Annotated in this window: 16 protein-coding genes and 2 pseudogenes; 8 read left to right on the forward strand and 10 right to left on the reverse strand. The window is 69.4% G+C overall.

All coding sequences use genetic code 11. From position 1 onward, the window contains the following. Both B551_RS25945 and B551_RS00935 read right to left on the reverse strand, forming a co-directional pair. A pseudogene (locus tag B551_RS25945) lies at positions 1-220 on the reverse strand (hypothetical protein); the annotation flags it as partial. A 142-nt stretch (positions 221-362) separates the two neighbouring features. Further along, positions 363-692 carry a hypothetical protein gene (locus B551_RS00935; RefSeq protein WP_006576898.1) on the reverse strand — a complete coding sequence of 110 codons (330 nt, stop codon included), beginning with the start codon at positions 690-692 and terminating at the stop codon, positions 363-365. 315 nt (positions 693-1007) lie between these two features. Here B551_RS00935 and B551_RS00940 point away from each other — a divergent pair, with 315 nt between their 5' ends. After that, complete coding sequence (locus B551_RS00940) at positions 1008-3023, forward strand: ATP-binding protein (RefSeq protein ID WP_006576897.1); 2016 nt, start codon at positions 1008-1010, stop codon at positions 3021-3023. Between the two features lie 245 nt (positions 3024-3268). Here B551_RS00940 and B551_RS00945 read toward each other — a convergent pair whose 3' ends face one another. Then, positions 3269-3778, reverse strand: coding sequence for a CinA family protein (locus B551_RS00945; protein ID WP_006576896.1), 510 nt, complete (start codon positions 3776-3778; stop codon positions 3269-3271). Between the two features lie 312 nt (positions 3779-4090). Here B551_RS00945 and B551_RS00950 point away from each other — a divergent pair, with 312 nt between their 5' ends. Together B551_RS00950 and B551_RS00955 are read left to right on the forward strand one after the other, a co-directional pair. Further along, on the forward strand, positions 4091-4543 hold the full coding sequence (locus B551_RS00950) for a BON domain-containing protein (protein ID WP_006576895.1): 453 nt from the start codon (positions 4091-4093) through the stop codon (positions 4541-4543). Between the two features lie 69 nt (positions 4544-4612). Beyond that, positions 4613-5080 (forward strand): hemerythrin domain-containing protein, encoded by a 468-nt coding sequence (locus B551_RS00955; protein WP_006576894.1) that lies wholly within the window; start codon positions 4613-4615, stop codon positions 5078-5080. Positions 5081-5220: 140 nt separating this feature from the next. On the opposite strand, the gene B551_RS25050 is transcribed toward B551_RS00955, so the two are convergent. The 4 genes from B551_RS25050 to B551_RS00975 form a co-directional block, all read right to left on the reverse strand. Then, positions 5221-5619 carry a BON domain-containing protein gene (locus tag B551_RS25050; protein WP_023263306.1) on the reverse strand — a complete coding sequence of 133 codons (399 nt, stop codon included), beginning with the start codon at positions 5617-5619 and terminating at the stop codon, positions 5221-5223. 91 nt (positions 5620-5710) lie between these two features. After that, positions 5711-6331, reverse strand: a complete 621-nt coding sequence (locus B551_RS00965; protein ID WP_006576893.1) for a DUF4142 domain-containing protein — start codon at positions 6329-6331, stop codon at positions 5711-5713. Between the two features lie 53 nt (positions 6332-6384). Further along, positions 6385-6573 (reverse strand): DUF3008 family protein, encoded by a 189-nt coding sequence (locus B551_RS00970; protein ID WP_006576892.1) that lies wholly within the window; start codon positions 6571-6573, stop codon positions 6385-6387. Between the two features lie 120 nt (positions 6574-6693). Further along, positions 6694-7167 (reverse strand): CBS domain-containing protein, encoded by a 474-nt coding sequence (locus B551_RS00975; protein WP_006576891.1) that lies wholly within the window; start codon positions 7165-7167, stop codon positions 6694-6696. A 199-nt stretch (positions 7168-7366) separates the two neighbouring features. Here B551_RS00975 and B551_RS26955 point away from each other — a divergent pair, with 199 nt between their 5' ends. Together B551_RS26955 and B551_RS25060 are read left to right on the forward strand one after the other, a co-directional pair. Then, entirely contained in the window at positions 7367-8884 is a 1518-nt protein-coding gene (locus B551_RS26955; RefSeq protein WP_006576890.1) for a BON domain-containing protein, read from the forward strand. Positions 8885-9038: 154 nt separating this feature from the next. Next, positions 9039-9350, forward strand: a complete 312-nt coding sequence (locus B551_RS25060; RefSeq protein WP_006576889.1) for a hypothetical protein — start codon at positions 9039-9041, stop codon at positions 9348-9350. Between the two features lie 24 nt (positions 9351-9374). On the opposite strand, the gene serA is transcribed toward B551_RS25060, so the two are convergent. From serA to B551_RS01000, 3 genes are all read right to left on the reverse strand, one after another. Next, positions 9375-10607, reverse strand: a complete 1233-nt coding sequence (serA, locus tag B551_RS00990; protein ID WP_006576888.1) for a phosphoglycerate dehydrogenase — start codon at positions 10605-10607, stop codon at positions 9375-9377. Between the two features lie 61 nt (positions 10608-10668). Further along, positions 10669-11349 (reverse strand): hypothetical protein, encoded by a 681-nt coding sequence (locus tag B551_RS25065; RefSeq protein WP_006576887.1) that lies wholly within the window; start codon positions 11347-11349, stop codon positions 10669-10671. A gap of 121 nt (positions 11350-11470) precedes the next feature. Continuing rightward, positions 11471-12850, reverse strand: coding sequence for an MFS transporter (locus B551_RS01000; RefSeq protein WP_083492483.1), 1380 nt, complete (start codon positions 12848-12850; stop codon positions 11471-11473). Between the two features lie 142 nt (positions 12851-12992). On the opposite strand from B551_RS01000, the gene B551_RS01005 reads away from it, so the two are divergent. From B551_RS01005 to B551_RS01015, 3 genes and pseudogenes are all read left to right on the forward strand, one after another. After that, complete coding sequence (locus B551_RS01005) at positions 12993-13907, forward strand: LysR substrate-binding domain-containing protein (protein WP_006579323.1); 915 nt, start codon at positions 12993-12995, stop codon at positions 13905-13907. A 164-nt stretch (positions 13908-14071) separates the two neighbouring features. Beyond that, the gene (locus tag B551_RS01010) at positions 14072-15046 is read left to right on the forward strand and encodes a DNA damage-inducible protein (RefSeq protein ID WP_023263311.1); all 975 of its coding nucleotides are present in this window, start codon (positions 14072-14074) and stop codon (positions 15044-15046) included. Then, positions 14979-15484 (forward strand): annotated as a pseudogene (locus B551_RS01015) (DNA polymerase Y family protein); the annotation flags it as partial. The gene B551_RS01010 and the pseudogene B551_RS01015, both read left to right, overlap by 68 nt.

The following is a 15484-nucleotide window of genomic DNA, read 5'->3' on the forward strand; positions in this document are numbered from 1 at the left end:
GCGACAGATCGGCGGCCGCGCGCCGCTGCAGGTTGGCGCGATGGATCAGCAGAGCCCGCAATTGCGGATCGGCGGCGCTGACCGAGGCCGCTTCGAGCGCCTGCCCGCAGAGCGCGGCCAGTTCGCCCAACGCCGCCAGCATGGCGGTCGGGTCGTCTGGGGACGGAAGGGTCGATTTCACGGTGTGCGGGCAGTTTGGCGAACGGGCGTGGGCGAACACGGCAATGTCGGCTTGGTAAGGAGACGGTCGTACGGGGTGGACCGGGGGTCGGCCGGATCCGGGGCGCGCGACCGCATGCCGGCGATGGCTGCGTGCCGATGGCGGCGTGCTCTAGTGTTTTAGGACGTTTTTCGCGATCGGTTCAGATGTTTTCCACCGGTGGCTCACTTTCTTCCGGATTGCCGCCGGGACGCTTGACCGAGGGCGGCTCGCCGTTTTCATCGGGAAGGTCGCGCCCGGCCGCCGGGTCGGCCTCGCGCGCGGACCCGCCGCCGCTGTCGCGTTCGATGTCGCGTTGGCCGCTGCGCTCGTCATTGCGCTGCTCATTGCCTTGATCATTGCGGCCGCCGGCATCGGGCGCGCTCTGCGCCGGGGACGGCCCCGAACTCCTGCTGCCGCTCGGATCGTTGCGTTGGCCGACGGGGTCGCCGCCATTGGGGGATTCGGTCCCGGGCCGTGGTTCTGTTGCCATGCGTCCACTCCGCCGAAGGCAAGTTGCACTTCCCTCGATCGAGCACTAACCATGCCAGTCGCGAAGCCTGCTGCACATGCCCTTTGCGAGGCTGCCCGGCGCCGAGTGCGCTCGTTTTTCGGCCGGTTTTACATGGACGTTGTAATTCGTTGGGCAAGCGGCGCCACCCGCACCGTGACGGCATCGTCCCGCCCCGGACCCCGGCGGGCGGCAACTATAGCTTCTGGCGCAGCCGGTCTTGCAGCCTCGGCAGCGCTCACTAAGCTGGCCCGCACCCGGCCGAACGGCGATCTGATGCCGCGCCCGGCTCATGCCATGGACACGTCGAATTCCCCGCAGACCTTTGACACCCACGCACAGGCCGAGCCCCCGGCCGCCGCGCATGCCGAGTCCCACGCCGACTACCCGCTGCGACGCCGCGTGGCCGCACTGCTGCTGGCCGGTACCGTTCTGTTGCCGCTGTGCCTGCTTGCCGGCTGGGGCTGGCTCGCGCTGCGCGATGCGTTCGCCGATGCCGAGCGGCAATGCGTGCTGATCGCACGGGTGGTGCAGGAACACGCGAGCAAGGTGATGGAAAGCAACCGCCTCGCCGACCAGCGCCTGCGCGACCTGACCGTGCATTGGAGCAACGCGGACATCCGGCACCATGAGCTCGAGCTGCATCGGCGCATGGCGCGGATGGGCCGCGATCTGCCGCAGGCCTTCGCGCTGGGGATCTTCGGCGACGATGGCACGCTGCTGGCCAGCAGCCTGCTGTATCCGGCTCCGCCTCTCAATATCGCGGGACGGGAAGACTATCGCGCCATCATGCTCGAGCGCGAGCCCACGCACCTGTCCGCGGTGCTGCTGGGCGGCGTGATCCCCGAACCAGTGTTCAAGGCGAGCATGCCGCGCATGCACGGCCAACGGCTTGCCGGCATCGTGTCGATCTCGCTGCGGCCTTCCTATTTCGCCGACTTCTACCGGCAATTGCTGGAGAACACCGATGGATACCGCGCGGCGCTGGTGCGCGGCGATGGCGCGGTGCTGGCCGCCTATCCATGGCCAGACCCGGACGCCGCGCGGTTCGCCGCCCAGGTCCGGCACCTGCGCGAGGGAGATGGACCGGAGCGGGTCGGGCGCGCCGACGGCCATGCCTGGCTGGTCGCGGTCCACCCCGTCGGCGACGGGGTGGCCAGCGCGATGGTCAGCGTGCCGTATCGCGTGGTCTACCGCGCCTGGTGGCGGCGCATGGCGCCCGCCTCGCTGGCTGCCGCCATTGTCTCGGCGGTGCTGTCCCTGTCGTTGTGGAGCGCGCTGCGGCGCATTCGTGCGGAGGAGGCGGTGCGGCGGCGCTGGCGCGACGAACGCGCGCGGCGAGAGCAACTGGAGAAGCGCTACCGGCAGTCGCGCAAGTTCGAGGCGATGGGGCAGCTGATCGCCTCGGTCGCGCATGACTTCCGCAATGTGCTGGCGGTGATCTCGGCCTACACCGATGTGCTGATCCTGCGCACCGGCGGGGCGGGACATCGCAGCGGGGGCGATGGCGCGGATCGGGGGGATCGGGTGGAGCGAGCCGAGCGAGCCGAGCGAGCCGAGAGGGCGGACCGCGCCAACCGTACCGCGCTGGCCGGCATCCGCAAAAGCCTGGCCAGCGGCGCGCTGCTGGCCGATCGGCTGCTGGGCGTGGTGCGGCGGCGCGAGCATCGCCGCGAGTCGATCGCGCTCGACGAGGAGCTGCAGCAATGCGATCCGCTGATCCGCGCGACCCTCGGCCCCGGGATTGCGTTGCGCTATGCGGTCAGTCCCGATTGCCTGCCGGTCCATGCGGACCGCTGCGAGCTGGGGCTCGCGCTGTTGAACCTCGCGGCCAACGCGCGCGATGCGATGCCCGAGGGCGGCCTGCTGGAGATCGGCGCCGCCAATCTGGGCGCGGCCTCAAGCGGCGCGGCGACGCTGCCGCCGGAGCTCGATGCGCGCCGCGGGGCGGAGGGTTCTGTCGATGGGGCAGAGCGTCGACGGCCGGAAGAGCGGACCGACGAGCCGGCCGATGAGGCGGCCGATGAGGCGGCGGACGGTCCTGCGGCCGATGCCGCGACGCCGATGCGCGGCGTCTACGTGCGGATCTGGGTCAGCGACAGCGGCATCGGCATGCCGGCCCATGTCGCGGACCGGGCGCTGGAGCCGTTGTTTACCACCAAGCCGGACGGGGTCGGCACCGGTCTGGGCCTGAGCCAGGTCGCCGATTTCTGTCGTGAGGCGGGCGGCGCGGTGACGGTGCGCTCGGCGCCGGGCAAGGGGACCACGGTGACGCTGTTCCTGCCGGCCTGCCATCTGCCCCGGCGCAGCTGAGCTGGCGCAAGCGCTGCGGTTTGCCAGTGCCCAATGCCCTCTCCCCCGGCCCCTCTCCCGCAAGCGGGAGAGGGGAGCACACCAGCGGGCCTTCTCCATGCCGACGGTGTTCTCTCCCTCTCCCGCAAGCGAGAGAGGGCAGCAAACCAGCGGGCCTTTCGCATGCCGACGGTGGTCTCCCTCTCCCGCTTGCGGGAGAGGGCTGGGGAGAGGGCAGCGGCGCGTCTGTTGGCGCCGCGGTTCGGTCAGCGCTCCCGCTGCTGTGCCAGCGCGTAATAGCGGGGGATCTGCGCGAGCGCGAATTCGGCCGCGGCCTCGCGGACTTCGTTGCGGGCGCCGCGCAGGCGCACCGTTTCGGAAAACTCGACGGTGCGGCCGTTACCGCGGCCGGTCTGCCTGAAGATCCAGGCGAAGCACTGCGTACCGGGCGGCGTGCCGTCGTCTCCCTTGCCATCGGCAATGCCGGTATTGCCGATCGCCAGGTTGGCATCGGTCAGCGCGAGTACCCCGCGCGCCATCGCCAGCGATACCTCTTCGCTGGTCAGGCCGTAACGGCGGATCGTTTCCGGCGAGACGCCGAGCACGCGTTGCTTGATCGCCGGCGCATAGGCGACCACCGCGCAGCGCAGCGCGTCGCCGCAGCCGGGCACATCGGCAATGCGCGCGGCGATCAGGCCCGCCGTGCACGACTCCGCGGTGGCCAGTTGCAGGCCGTGCCGCAACAGAAAGCGTGCGGCCTCCTCATGGGCATTCATCTCGTTTTCCTCCCGAGTCAATGACTGCCGGTGTGCAGATTCCATGCCATCGGCGGTCTTGGTCAAATCTGCACGCTTTGCCGAGTGGTCCGCCGCGGACATCGGAAAAGTGTGTAAAAAGCGGCCCCGCATGAAATTCCGAACGCCGGCAGCACGCCGACAGCGGTGATTGGCCACGGTCGGAGCCCGCGCTCCGCCACGGCAAAGGCGGCGGTATGGATATTGCGTCTGGCCTCGAAGCCGCGGGATGCGCAGCGCTGAAGCGCCCCGTCCGCGGCGATCCGATGCAACCGGAGCACAAGGAGTCGAGGCATGCAGCAATCCACCAGCAATCCGCGCGAACGCAGTGTCACCGGCGCACCGTTTGCCGCGCCGGGGACCCGCACCGACCGGTCTGGCGACGAGGTGCGCAGCCGCAGTGCCGATCCCGGTCAAAGCAGTTACGGCGGCTTCAAGAACGAGAACCCCAGCTATCAGCGGCAGGGCGATGCGGCGCGCGGGCCGGAGACCGGCTCGGCGCGCAACCGCGTCAGCTATTCCGACGATCGCATTCTGGATCGGGTCTGCGAGCGCCTGTGGCGCGCGGGGCTCGACGTCAGCGAGGTATCCGTTCGCGTCGAAGGCGGCCACGTGACGCTCGAGGGCCAGGTCGGCAGCCGCACGGCGCGCCGGCAGATCGAAGAGTGTGTCGACGCCTGTCAGGGCGTCTCCGATATCGAGAACCGGATCCGGGTCGCGCCGGACCGCACCGAGTCTCAAGGGTGAGCCATCGAACGAGGGCCACCCACGCAGTGCCTGCACAGTAATTCCCCACCACGATAAAAGGAGTTTCGAATGGACAAGTCCAAGATTCCGAGCGCCCAACGCGCCGCGCTGAGCCTGCTGCTCGACGACCACCGCAACGTCAAGAAGCTGTTCAAGTCGTTCGAGAGCGCGAAGGAGCGTTCCGAGAAGGAACAGATCGCGCAGCAGACCTGCCACGAGTTGACCGTGCACGCGCAGATCGAGGAGGAGATCTTCTATCCCGGCTTGCGCGGGGTCCACGAGAAGCTCGACGACATGCTCGATGAAGCGAAGGTCGAACACCAGGTCGCCAAGGACCTGATCGCGGCCATCGAAGGCGATCTGGGCGGCGAGATGCTGGAGGCCAACTACAAGGTGCTGTCGGAATACGTCAACCACCACGTGCAGGAAGAGGAGAACGAACTCTTCAAGATGGTCATCAGCAAGAACGTGGAATTGGGCGAGATGGCCGAGCAGATGGCTGCCCGCAAGGAAGAGCTGATGGGAGCCATGGCCTAGGTTGGCCACCGTCGCCCCCCCGCAGGCGGGGGCCCAGCAGTTTTGCGGCTCCGGGTTTGCGGCTTAGATAAGCCGCTGGGTTCCCGCCTGCGCGGGAACGACATTCCCATCCCACTCGGCGGCGAGCTTGCCGCCGCCTCTCACACCTTGTGGTGAATCGGCCCGGGCACCGGCGGCAACGGTGCGCCGCGCTCTCCGCGCTCCCCGGGCTCCGGCGCGTCGATCGCATCGGCGGCTTCGGCCCCGGCGATCGGGCTGGCCGGTTCGCCTGGATCGGCCGCCTCCAGCTCGTTGTAGATGCCCAGGATGCCAGGCCCGATCGCCGCCGCCTTGGCGATGCGCTCGGCGGTCGGCAGGTCGGCCACGCGTCCGCGCAGCCGGATGCGCTTGTCCTCGATTCCGACCTCGATACCCTGCGGCATGGCGCCGCCGAATTCCTCGGCGATATGCTCGCGTGCCTGCCGCAGCAGGTCATCGTCCTGTGCGGCGGTATCAGTGCCGGCCGGCGGAGAGGGCTGCGAAGGATTGGCGTTTGACATGGGCATGCTCGTCGGAATCAGGAAAGGAAAGAAGGGCGCGCGCCGTGGTGGTTCTCACGCGCCCGGCCAATGAGACAGCGGGGCCGCGCCATCAGCGCTGGGCGATGCCGCTGCGCCAGGTCATGGTCCGCGTCGACATCGACTTGCCCTGCGACAGCCGTTCTTCCAGCATCGGCAACGACCGCTTGGCGAAGGCCCGCAACGCCGGATCCTTGCCGATCTCGGCCTGCCGCTGGAACAGCGCCAGCGCCTGGCGATTGGCGTCGACCGCGACGATCTGCACGAACATCTTGTCGAACTCGGCGCCCTTCAGCGAACGCAGCTTGGTGACCTCGGGCGCCTCGGGCAGCCGCTGTTCGGGCTGCACGCCCTTGCTTTGCGCGATGCGCGCCAGTTCCGCCGCGAGCGCGCGGTAGTCGCGCGCGGCGCTTCGGGCGTAGGCCAGCAGCGTCGGATCGGCGGAGACCTCGAGCGCCATGCTCGCGGTCTCGACGCCCATCGCGGCGGTCAGGATCGCTTCGTCGATAAAGCGCAGGTCGTCGGTCGACAGCGACGTCGCGGGCGGCTTGGAAGCGCCGGTGGGCGGCGTCGCCAGCGGCGAGGTGGCGGACGGCTGCGCCGACACCGGGCCGGCAGCAAGCGCGGTGGCCACGGCCACGGCGGCCAGCAGTAACTGGGCCGCCATGCGAGGGGTGGATGCGATCGTCGTCATCGCGGATCTCCATCGACGCAACGCCGCCGGCGCGCCAACGCCGGTGACGCGCATCAGCTCTCGGACTTGTGGTCCGGCTTGCCCTTCTGGGGCGTCGATGCCATGTCGTGCAGTTCCTTCTCGCTCATCGACTTGTACATCGACTTCGACGCGCCCTTGAGCTCGCCGACCTTCCTGTCGCCGCGCTTGGCCGACAGCGCCGCGCCGGCGGCCATTTGCTGCGATTTCGATTTGGCTGGCATCGGGTCCTCCATTGACAGTCAGGGTCGGGTGGTGGGGGAGGGTTGCAATCTTGCAAGCCTTGTAAATCCCGGTCGTCACCCCGGTCGTTGCCGCGGCCGGCAGGCAAGCGGCATTCGACGTCAGCGGGACGGCTTGGCCGGCTGCGAAACGCCTTCCAGCGCCTCGCCCGCGCCGCCGGTATCGCCGGTCTTCACCGCCAGGTCGCCCAGCGACACCATGCCGACCAGATGATGGTCCTTGTCGATCACCGCCAGACGGCGGATCTGATGCGCCGCCATCTTCTCGCGGGCGGTATCGATCGACTCGTCATCGCTGCACCACTGCACGTCCTCGCTCATCGCCTGGGTGACCTTGGTGTTGGCCGGGTCAGCCCCGGCGGCGGTGCAGCGCACGGTGATGTCGCGGTCGGTGACCATGCCGGTCAGCCGGCGCCCGTCGCAAACGGGAAGCGCGCCGACATCGAGCTGCGCCATCAGTTCGGCCGCGCGCTTGATGGTGTCGTCCTGCGTCAGAAAGGCCGGCTGTGCGGTCATCACATCGCGTAGCACGCCGCCTGACCGCTGGGCGCCGCCTACTTGCATCTGGGTTGCCATCGTCGTTTCTCCTTGCGGATGGTTGGCACTGCGTGCGCTTCGCACGCATCGACGGTTTCGCAAGATGCGTTCCAGAGCGCCTGCCTGGATGACGCCGCGGTGACACGCCGCGCGCGACCGATCGCCGCGACGGTACGGTTCTTGCGCGGCTGCATGGATACGGGCGCGCATCGCGCCGGACCACGTGCAGGAGATCGATATGCGAAACGAATCCATGCGACGCAATCGGCCGGACCAATCCTGGCCTGGCTACGACCAACGTGACGATGGCTGGAGCGACAACCGCTCCGAACGCTGGGCCCAGGACGACTGGCAGGCGGAATCGGAAGGCAACGAGTGGGAGTCGCGCTGGCGCCGGGCGCAGATGACGCCCTACCAGCTCAGCGAGGGCGGCCCGCCGCGTGGCGCGTTCGATGACGACGATACCTACGGTACCGGCTATGGCCGCGAAGCCGGCCGGCAGAGCCAGCCATACCGCGGCAGCGGCGGCTATGGTGAGGGGCGCTACAGCGGCGAGCAATACACCAGCGGTCAGTCAGGCCGCGGTCAATACGGCCGCGCGCAAGGTGGCGGGCAAGGCGGCGGTGGCGGCCAGTATGGGCGTAGCCAGTATGGGCGCGCATATGGCGGCGGCGGATACGGTGGCAGCCAGTCCGGCTATGGCTCCGAATATGGGTCGGAGTACGGCGGCCGATACGGCGGCCGATATGGCAGTGAATATGGCGGCGAATACGGCAGCCAATATGGGCGTCAATACGGCGGGCAATCCGGCAGCGAATATGGTGGCCAATACGGCGGCCAATACGGCGGCCAATACGGCGGTGAATCCGGCAGCAGCGGATATGGCCGCGGCGAATCGTCGACCCGCCGCAACGAGTACCGCACCGACCCGTGGCAGTCCGGCTATTCCGGCGCCGCGGCGCTGGAGACCGGCACCGGCCCCTCGTACGCGACCGGCACGCGCGGCGACGAATGGAGCGACGAGGACGAGCGCTACGGTGGAACGACCGGAACGACCACGTGGCGCGGCGGCCAGCGGCAGGGCATGCGCAACCGAGACCAGGACTGGCTGCGCGAAGCCGAACGCAGCGGTGGCTACAGCAACGCCGGCACGTCGAACTACGGCTGGGATCGCTTCGACGACGACTGGCCCGGCCGCAACTACGCGGTGCCGGAACACCGCTACGGCGGTGACTATCGCGAGGAATGGTCGGGCCGCGACGCCGGCCGGCTGTCGGCCGGCGAGCTGAGCTATGGCGGCGGCTACGGCGGCGAATATCGCGGCGGATACCGCGGTGACTATGGCCGCGACGAGCGCCGCGAACGCGATGACGATCGCGACGAACACGGTCCGCTGTACAACATCGGCCGGCGCATCGGCGAGGCGGTCAGCGAATTCTTCGGCACCGACGACCGGCCGCAGCGCCGGGTCGGCCCGAAGGGCTATCGCCGCAGCGACGAGCGGGTCCGCGAGGCCGTCTGCGAACGGCTGGCCTATGCCGAAGGGCTCGATGTCAGCGAGGTGACGGTCGACGTCGACGGCGGCATCGTCAAGCTCGGCGGCACCGTGCGCGACCGCAACGAGAAGTACGACATCGAGGACCTGGTCGACAACGTATTCGGCGTGACCGACGTGGAGAACGATATTCGCGTCCGCCGCGACAGCGGGGAATCGCCGGCGAAGATGGACGATCTGAAGGGCTGGACGCCGGACTGATCGCGCCGGCGAGGCGGGCGGTTTTGTCCGGCGGCCCGCCCGCCGCCCGCCGGCAACCTGACGTTGCGTGCGCCACCGCACGCGTGTCAGACAGCCGCCGATGGCGCCGCGCCGCCTCCTTGGGCAATATTGCGCCCACAACAGGGAGGGCGCCATGACCGCCAATGAGGGTTTGATCGCCGCCAACCGCACGGCGGCACCGCGCGATGCCGGCGCACCGGCATCGGGCCAGGCTGACACCGGAAACACGCGCGCGCCATGGTGGCAGCCGGGCGTCTACTGCAGCGCGCCGGCCGTATTTCTGTGGATCGCGTCGCGCCTGCCGGAACCCATGCTGGCCCAGATGTTCCGCGGCGACGCGATGCCGCTGGTGCTCAATCAGCTCGGCGACGCGCTGTTCTTCTGCGGCTGGGTCATCAGCGCGATCCTGCTGTGGGGCAGCCGGCGCCAGCCGCCAGCCGCCTGACCTGCGAAATCCACCATCAACCGGTTACGAGGCCGCGCCGGCCACGCCGGCCTCCTCGCGCCTGAGCACGCGCAGCCGCAGCACGCCGGGCAGCGCGGCCAGCGCCTGCTCCAGCTCGGCCGATGGCGCCTTGTCCAGATCGGTGACGACATAGCCGGTGGTGCCGCGCGTCTCCAGATGCTGTCCCGCGATATTGATGCCCTCGCGCGCGAGCAGCGTGTTCAATGCCGCCAGCGCGCCCGGCGCATTGCCGTGGACGTTCAATAGCCGCGCCGGACAATCGACCGGACCGGGATCGACCTCGGGGAAATTGACCGCGCCGATGGTGGCGCCGGTGGTCAGGTAATTGACCAGCTTGGCCGCGACCTCGACGCCGATGTTCTGCTGCGCCTCCTCGGTACTGCCGCCGATATGCGGGGTCAGCAGCACGTTGGGCAGGTTCTGCAGTTCGCTGACGAAGGCGTCCTTGTTGTTCTTCGGTTCGCTGGGGAAGACGTCGATGGCGGCGCCGCCGAGCCGTCCCTGGCGCAAGGCTTCGGCCAGCGCGGGAATATCGACCACGCTGCCGCGCGAGGCGTTGATCAGCATCGCGCCGCGCTTGAAGGCGGCCAGCACGGTCGCGTCGATCATATTGCGTGTGCGCGGCGTCGCCGGAACGTGCAGCGTCACCACGTCGGCATGCGCGACCGCGTCGGCCAGCGAGCCGGCCGCCTTGGCCGAGCCCAGCGACAGCCGCGGCTGCACGTCGTAGTAGACCACCCGCATGCCCATCGCCTCGGCCAGCACGCCGACCTGCGAGCCGATATTGCCGTAGCCGACGATGGCGAGCGTCTTGCCGCGCGCTTCGAACGCGCCGGCCGCGCCCTTGGCCCATTTGCCGGCATGCGCCAGCGTGTTTTTCTCGGGGATCCGGCGCAGCAGCATCACCGCTTCGCTGACGACCAGCTCGGCCACCGAACGCGTATTCGAGAACGGCGCGTTGAATACCGGAATGCCGGCCGCGGTCGCGGCGGCGAGGTCGACCTGCGAGGTGCCGATGCAGAAGCAGCCGATCGACAGCAGATTCGCGGCGTGGCGAATGTCGTCGGCATGCAGATGGGTCGCCGATCGGATGCCGATCAGCTCGTTGGCGGCCAGCACTTCGTGCAGTTCGCCGCCGGCCAGCGCACCGGCGCGGCGGTCGACCTGCAGTCCGGCCTCGGCCAGCCGTTCGCTGGCGCTTTCGTGAATGTTCTCGAGCAGCATTACCTTGGTCATCGCGGCCTCTTGTGGCGATCGTGGTGGGCCCGACGGTGTCGGTGCAGCGCTCTATCTTGCCTCAACTTCGGCAGGGAAGTGAGGTAGGCGACGATTTGCGCCGCGCCGGACGGACCGGCAGCGGGCCGCGTTCGGCGCTCTTGGCGTGGGACGTGGAGTGGGCGCCGGAGTGCGAGCTGGAGTGCGGGGACGTCGATGTCCTGGCCGAAGCGCCGAGCATTGCGTGGGCACGGATCAGCGGGGTCTCGTCGTTCGCCGCTTCCGCGTGCTGCGCATCGCGCCGGTCGCTGAATTCGTTCAGGTTGACCTGCATCCGCTGCAGCAGCGTCGACAGCATCGTGCGTTCGTCGCTGCTGAACGGGCTGACCGACACCGAATGCAGGGCCTTGAGCGACTGCGCGATGCGCTGCACGCGCGCACGCTCGGCCTCGGGAACGACCGGCTGTCCTTCGGGCAGCGCGGGGCCGCACGCCATGCCGGCGCCGTCAACGAAACCGATCCAGCGATCGCGATGCAGTTCGGCCAGCAGATGCTCGGCCATCTCGACGTCGATCAGGATTGCACCGAGGTAAGGGCGGTGCCGCACATAGTCGCCGCGCGCGACGGCACGCAGCAGGATCCATTTGACGTAGGTCAGGCCGGAAGAAGACAGCGTCGTATCTAGCGCGCGCTGCCAGGCTTTCATCGCCTCGACCAGGGCCACGATCGTCGGCTCTCCTGCATCACTGCGGTGCAGCGTCATTCATGTCTCCCTGTCATGTTTTTGAACGGCGTAACGTACACGAAAACGATGGCAGTTCGAGGGCAACTAAGGGAAATCGAGGACAACGTTTCCCTTCGATATGACGGCCGCGCCGCAGCGTTCACGCCGCCGCCATCGCCGCTTCCCGGTGACCGACCGGCCGGTCGTCGATTGGCCAGTGCAGCACGACCGCGCCGAGCCCGACCACGATCGCGCCCATCCACACCAGATCGTAGGAACCGGTCCGGTCGAACAGATAGCCGCCGAGCCAGACGCCGAGGAAGGAGCCGAGCTGATGGCCAAGAAAGACGAAGCCGAACAGCGTCGCCACATAGCGGGTGCCGAACACCTGCGAGACCAGCCCGCTGGTCAGCGGCACCGTGCCCAGCCAGACGAAGCCCATTACCGCGGCGAACACGAAGACGCTGACGCTGGAGAGCGGCACCAGCAGGAACAGCGCGATCGCCGCGGTGCGCAGCAGATAGATGCCGGCCAGCGCCCGATGCCGCCGCACATGGTTGCCGAGCAGTCCGCACAGATAGGTGCCGGCGATATTGGCCAGCGCGATGATCGCCAGCGCGATCACCGCGTCGCGCGCGGACAGCCCGCGGTCGAGCAGATAGGCGGGCAGGTGCGAGGCGATGAAGGCGAGCTGGAAGCCGCAGGCCAGAAAGCCGATGTTCAGCAGCCAGAAGCCGCGATGCCCGCAGGCCTGGCGGATCGCGGCGCGCATCGATTGCCGGTTGCCGTCCGTGTTCGCCTGCGGCGCTGCCGATGCCGCCGCCGATGCCGCTGCCGATGCCGCCGCCGATGCCGCTGCCGATGCCGCCGCCGATGCCGATGCCGCTGCCGCTGCCGATGCTGTCGTCGTTGCCTCGGCTGCGCGGGCGCCGCGTTCGCGCAGCGGCCATACCAGCGGCAGCGCCAGCAGCGCGCAGACGGCCATCGACCACAGCGCGGCGCTCCAGCCGATCCGCTCGACGCCCGCCTGCACCGCCGGCACCAGCAGGAACTGGCCGAGTCCGCCGAACGAACCGGCCACGCCCAGCGCCCAGCCGCGTCGCTCGGCGCTGACCAGCCGGCTCAGCGCGGCGAACACCACGCCGAAGGTCGTGCCCGACAGCGCCAGGCCGAGGCAGATGCCGGCGCTCCAGACGAAGGCGACGGCGGTACTTGCCTGCGTCATCGTGTAAAGCCCCAGCGCATACAGCAGCAGACCGGCCAGCATCACGCGAGCCGAGCCGAAGCGGTCGGCGATCATGCCGGCGAACGGCTGCGCCAGCCCCCAGACCAGGTTCTGCACCGCCATCGCGAAGCCGAACGCCTCGCGCGTCCAGCCGCGCTCCATCGTGATCGGCAGCAGGAACAGGCCCTGCACATGACGCATGCCGAGCGCGAGGCCGAGGATCAGGCCGCCGGCCACGACCAGCACCAGCGGATCGGTGGCGGACAGCCGGGGAGCGGGGGAGGCGGCGCCGAGGGGAGAGCGGGAACGGGGCATGGTCGTGACGGCCTTCGAATGAGCGGTTAGCATGCGGTGACATCCACCGGATTCCATTAAGCCGGCTGCATGCGGGCAGCTCAATTGATTTCTTTGTCCGCTCGCATGCGATAGTGGAATGCGAAAGATAGAAAGGACCGCCATGCAACACCTCGTCGGCTTGCCGTCGCTCGATCTGCTCAAGGGATTTGTCGCCGTCGGCCGGCGCATGAGCATCACGCTCGCCGCCGAGGACCTGTGCCTGACCCAGTCGGCGGTCAGCCGGCAGATCAGCGCACTGGAGGCGCAGCTCGGGGTGCAACTGCTGGTGCGCCGGCATCGCGCGATCGCGCTGACCGGTGCCGGCGAGCGGCTGTTCCGCAGCGCCAACGCCGCGGTCCAGCAGATCCAGGACGTGGTCGGCGAGTTGCGCGTGCAGGTCGCGCAGCGGCCCGTCACGCTGACCGCGAGCGTCGGCGTCACCGGGCTGTGGCTGCTGCGGCGGCTGGGGCGTTTGCAGCAGGCACATCCGGGGCTGGAGCTGCGGCTGTCGGCCAGCAACCGGGTGGCGGACCTGCGCGCCGAGCAGATCGATCTGGCGATCCGCTACTGCGCCGCCGACCATGCGCCGCCGGGCGCGATCGCGCTGTTCGGCGAGACCATCGTGCCGGTCGCGCATCCCGCGCTCGGCGTCGCGGCGATCGACAGCGTGCGGGCGCTGCAGGGCCTGAATCTGCTCGAGTTCGACGACGACACCAATCCGCGGCTGCGCTGGCGCCATTGGCTCGAGGAGCGCGGCTGGCAGGGAGCGAAGCCGCGCGCGATGACGCAGTTCAACCAGTACGACCAGGTCATCCATGCCGCGCTGGCGGGACAGGGCGTCGCGCTGGGGCGGCTGGAACTGATCCGTGACCTGCTCGACGACAGGCAGCTCGGCGTGGTCGCCGCGCCGCCGCCGGCTTCGGGCGACAGCTTCGGCTACTGGCTGATCCAGGCGGACGAGCGTCCGCGTGCCGATGTGTTGAAGGTGGTGGCATGGATCCGCCAGGAGGCGGCGGGGCATCGGATCGGAAGTTGACTTTCCCGAGTCCGGCGGTGGGTCTCTGTTGAGTCCGGTCAAAATACTGTATAAACATACAGTATCCGAAAGCCGAGTCTTTCCGGCGCTGTGAAGCGCACAACAGCGCACAAGAGCGCGCACACCAATGCACAGATGGTGCACGGAGAGACCTAGAGACCACCATGATTGCGTCATCGCCTGCCGTCACGTCACCGCCTTCCCTGCCGCAAGCCCCGCTGGATCGCCAGCGCGCGCTGGCCGAACTGGAGCGGCGCCATCCCGACCTGTGGCGGGCCGGCCAGCTCGGCCGCGCCGCCTCGCTGCCGGTATGGCCGACCGGCTACGACGCGCTGTCGGCACAGTTGCCTGGCGGCGGCTGGCCGGTCGGCGCAGTGACCGAGCTGCTGGTGCCGGACCACGGCGTCGGCGAAGTGCGCCTGTTGCGGCCGGCCTTGCAATCGCTGACCGAGGCCGGGCGCCGGCTGGTATGGATCGGCGCGCCGCATGCCGTCAATGCGCCGGCGCTGGCGGCCTGGGGTTTGCCGGCCCGGCAGGTGTATTGGGTCCGGGCCAACGAAGAGGAGGGCGCGGCCCGCCAGGCCGCCGCCAAGGGCAGGCGTCCGGCTCGCCAGACCGCCCAGGCCATCCAGGCCGCCCGCCAGGCCGATCTGCTGTGGGCCGCCGAGCAGGTGCTGCGCAGCCAGGCCTTCGGCGGCGTGCTGGTGTGGCTGCCCTCGGCCCGTCCCGAGGCGGTGCGGCGGCTGCAGGTGCTGGCCCAGGCCAGCGACGCGGTGGTCTGGGTCTGCCGTCCGGCCGCGGCCCTGCGCGAATCGTCGCCGGCGGTGCTGCGGCTGCTGCTGTCGCCGCTGCCCGGCAATGCGCTGTCGATCGTGTTCCACAAGCGGCGCGGACCGGTGCGCGATACCCCGCTGATCCTGCCGCTCGGCGCGATGCCGGCGGTGCCGGCCGGGCGCTCGGCGGTGGCCGAGCCGGTGCCCGAATCGATGCCGGAGTCGATGTCCGAATCGATGTCCGAATCGATGACCCCGGCGGCCGCCAGCGCCAACGAATCCCTCCACGAGTCCGATCATGCCGTTCTGGATCGCGGTGCATCTGCCGCGCCTGCCGCTGGACGCGCTGCACCCCAGCTGGCCTGAGGCCGCGGGCAGCACCGGCAGCCACATCGGCAGCCACACCGGCACGCTGAGCCATGCGGTGCCGACGGTCGTGCTGGAGCAGGAGCGGGTGGTGCTGGCCAACCGGCCGGCGATGGCGCTGGGCGTGTCCGCCGGCATGCGGCGCGGCGGCGTGCAGGCGCTGTCGGCGGAGATCGTCCATCTGGAGCGCGACCCGGCCGCCGAAGCGCAACTGCTGACCGCGGCCGCGCTGGCGCTGCTGCGCTTCACGCCGCAGGTCACGCTGGACGAGGAACTCGGCCCCGCCACCGTCGCGCTCGACGTGACCGCCAGCCTGCGCCTGTTCGGCGGCCATCGCGCGCTCTGCCGCGCGGTGCGCGCCTGCGTGCGCAGCCTCGGCACCTTCGCCCAGATCGGCTGCGGTACCACCGCCCATGGCGCCGCCTGGCTGGCCGCGAT

It is taken from the genome of Cupriavidus sp. HPC(L), from assembly GCF_000307735.3.
In the GTDB taxonomy this organism is placed as follows: domain Bacteria; phylum Pseudomonadota; class Gammaproteobacteria; order Burkholderiales; family Burkholderiaceae; genus Cupriavidus.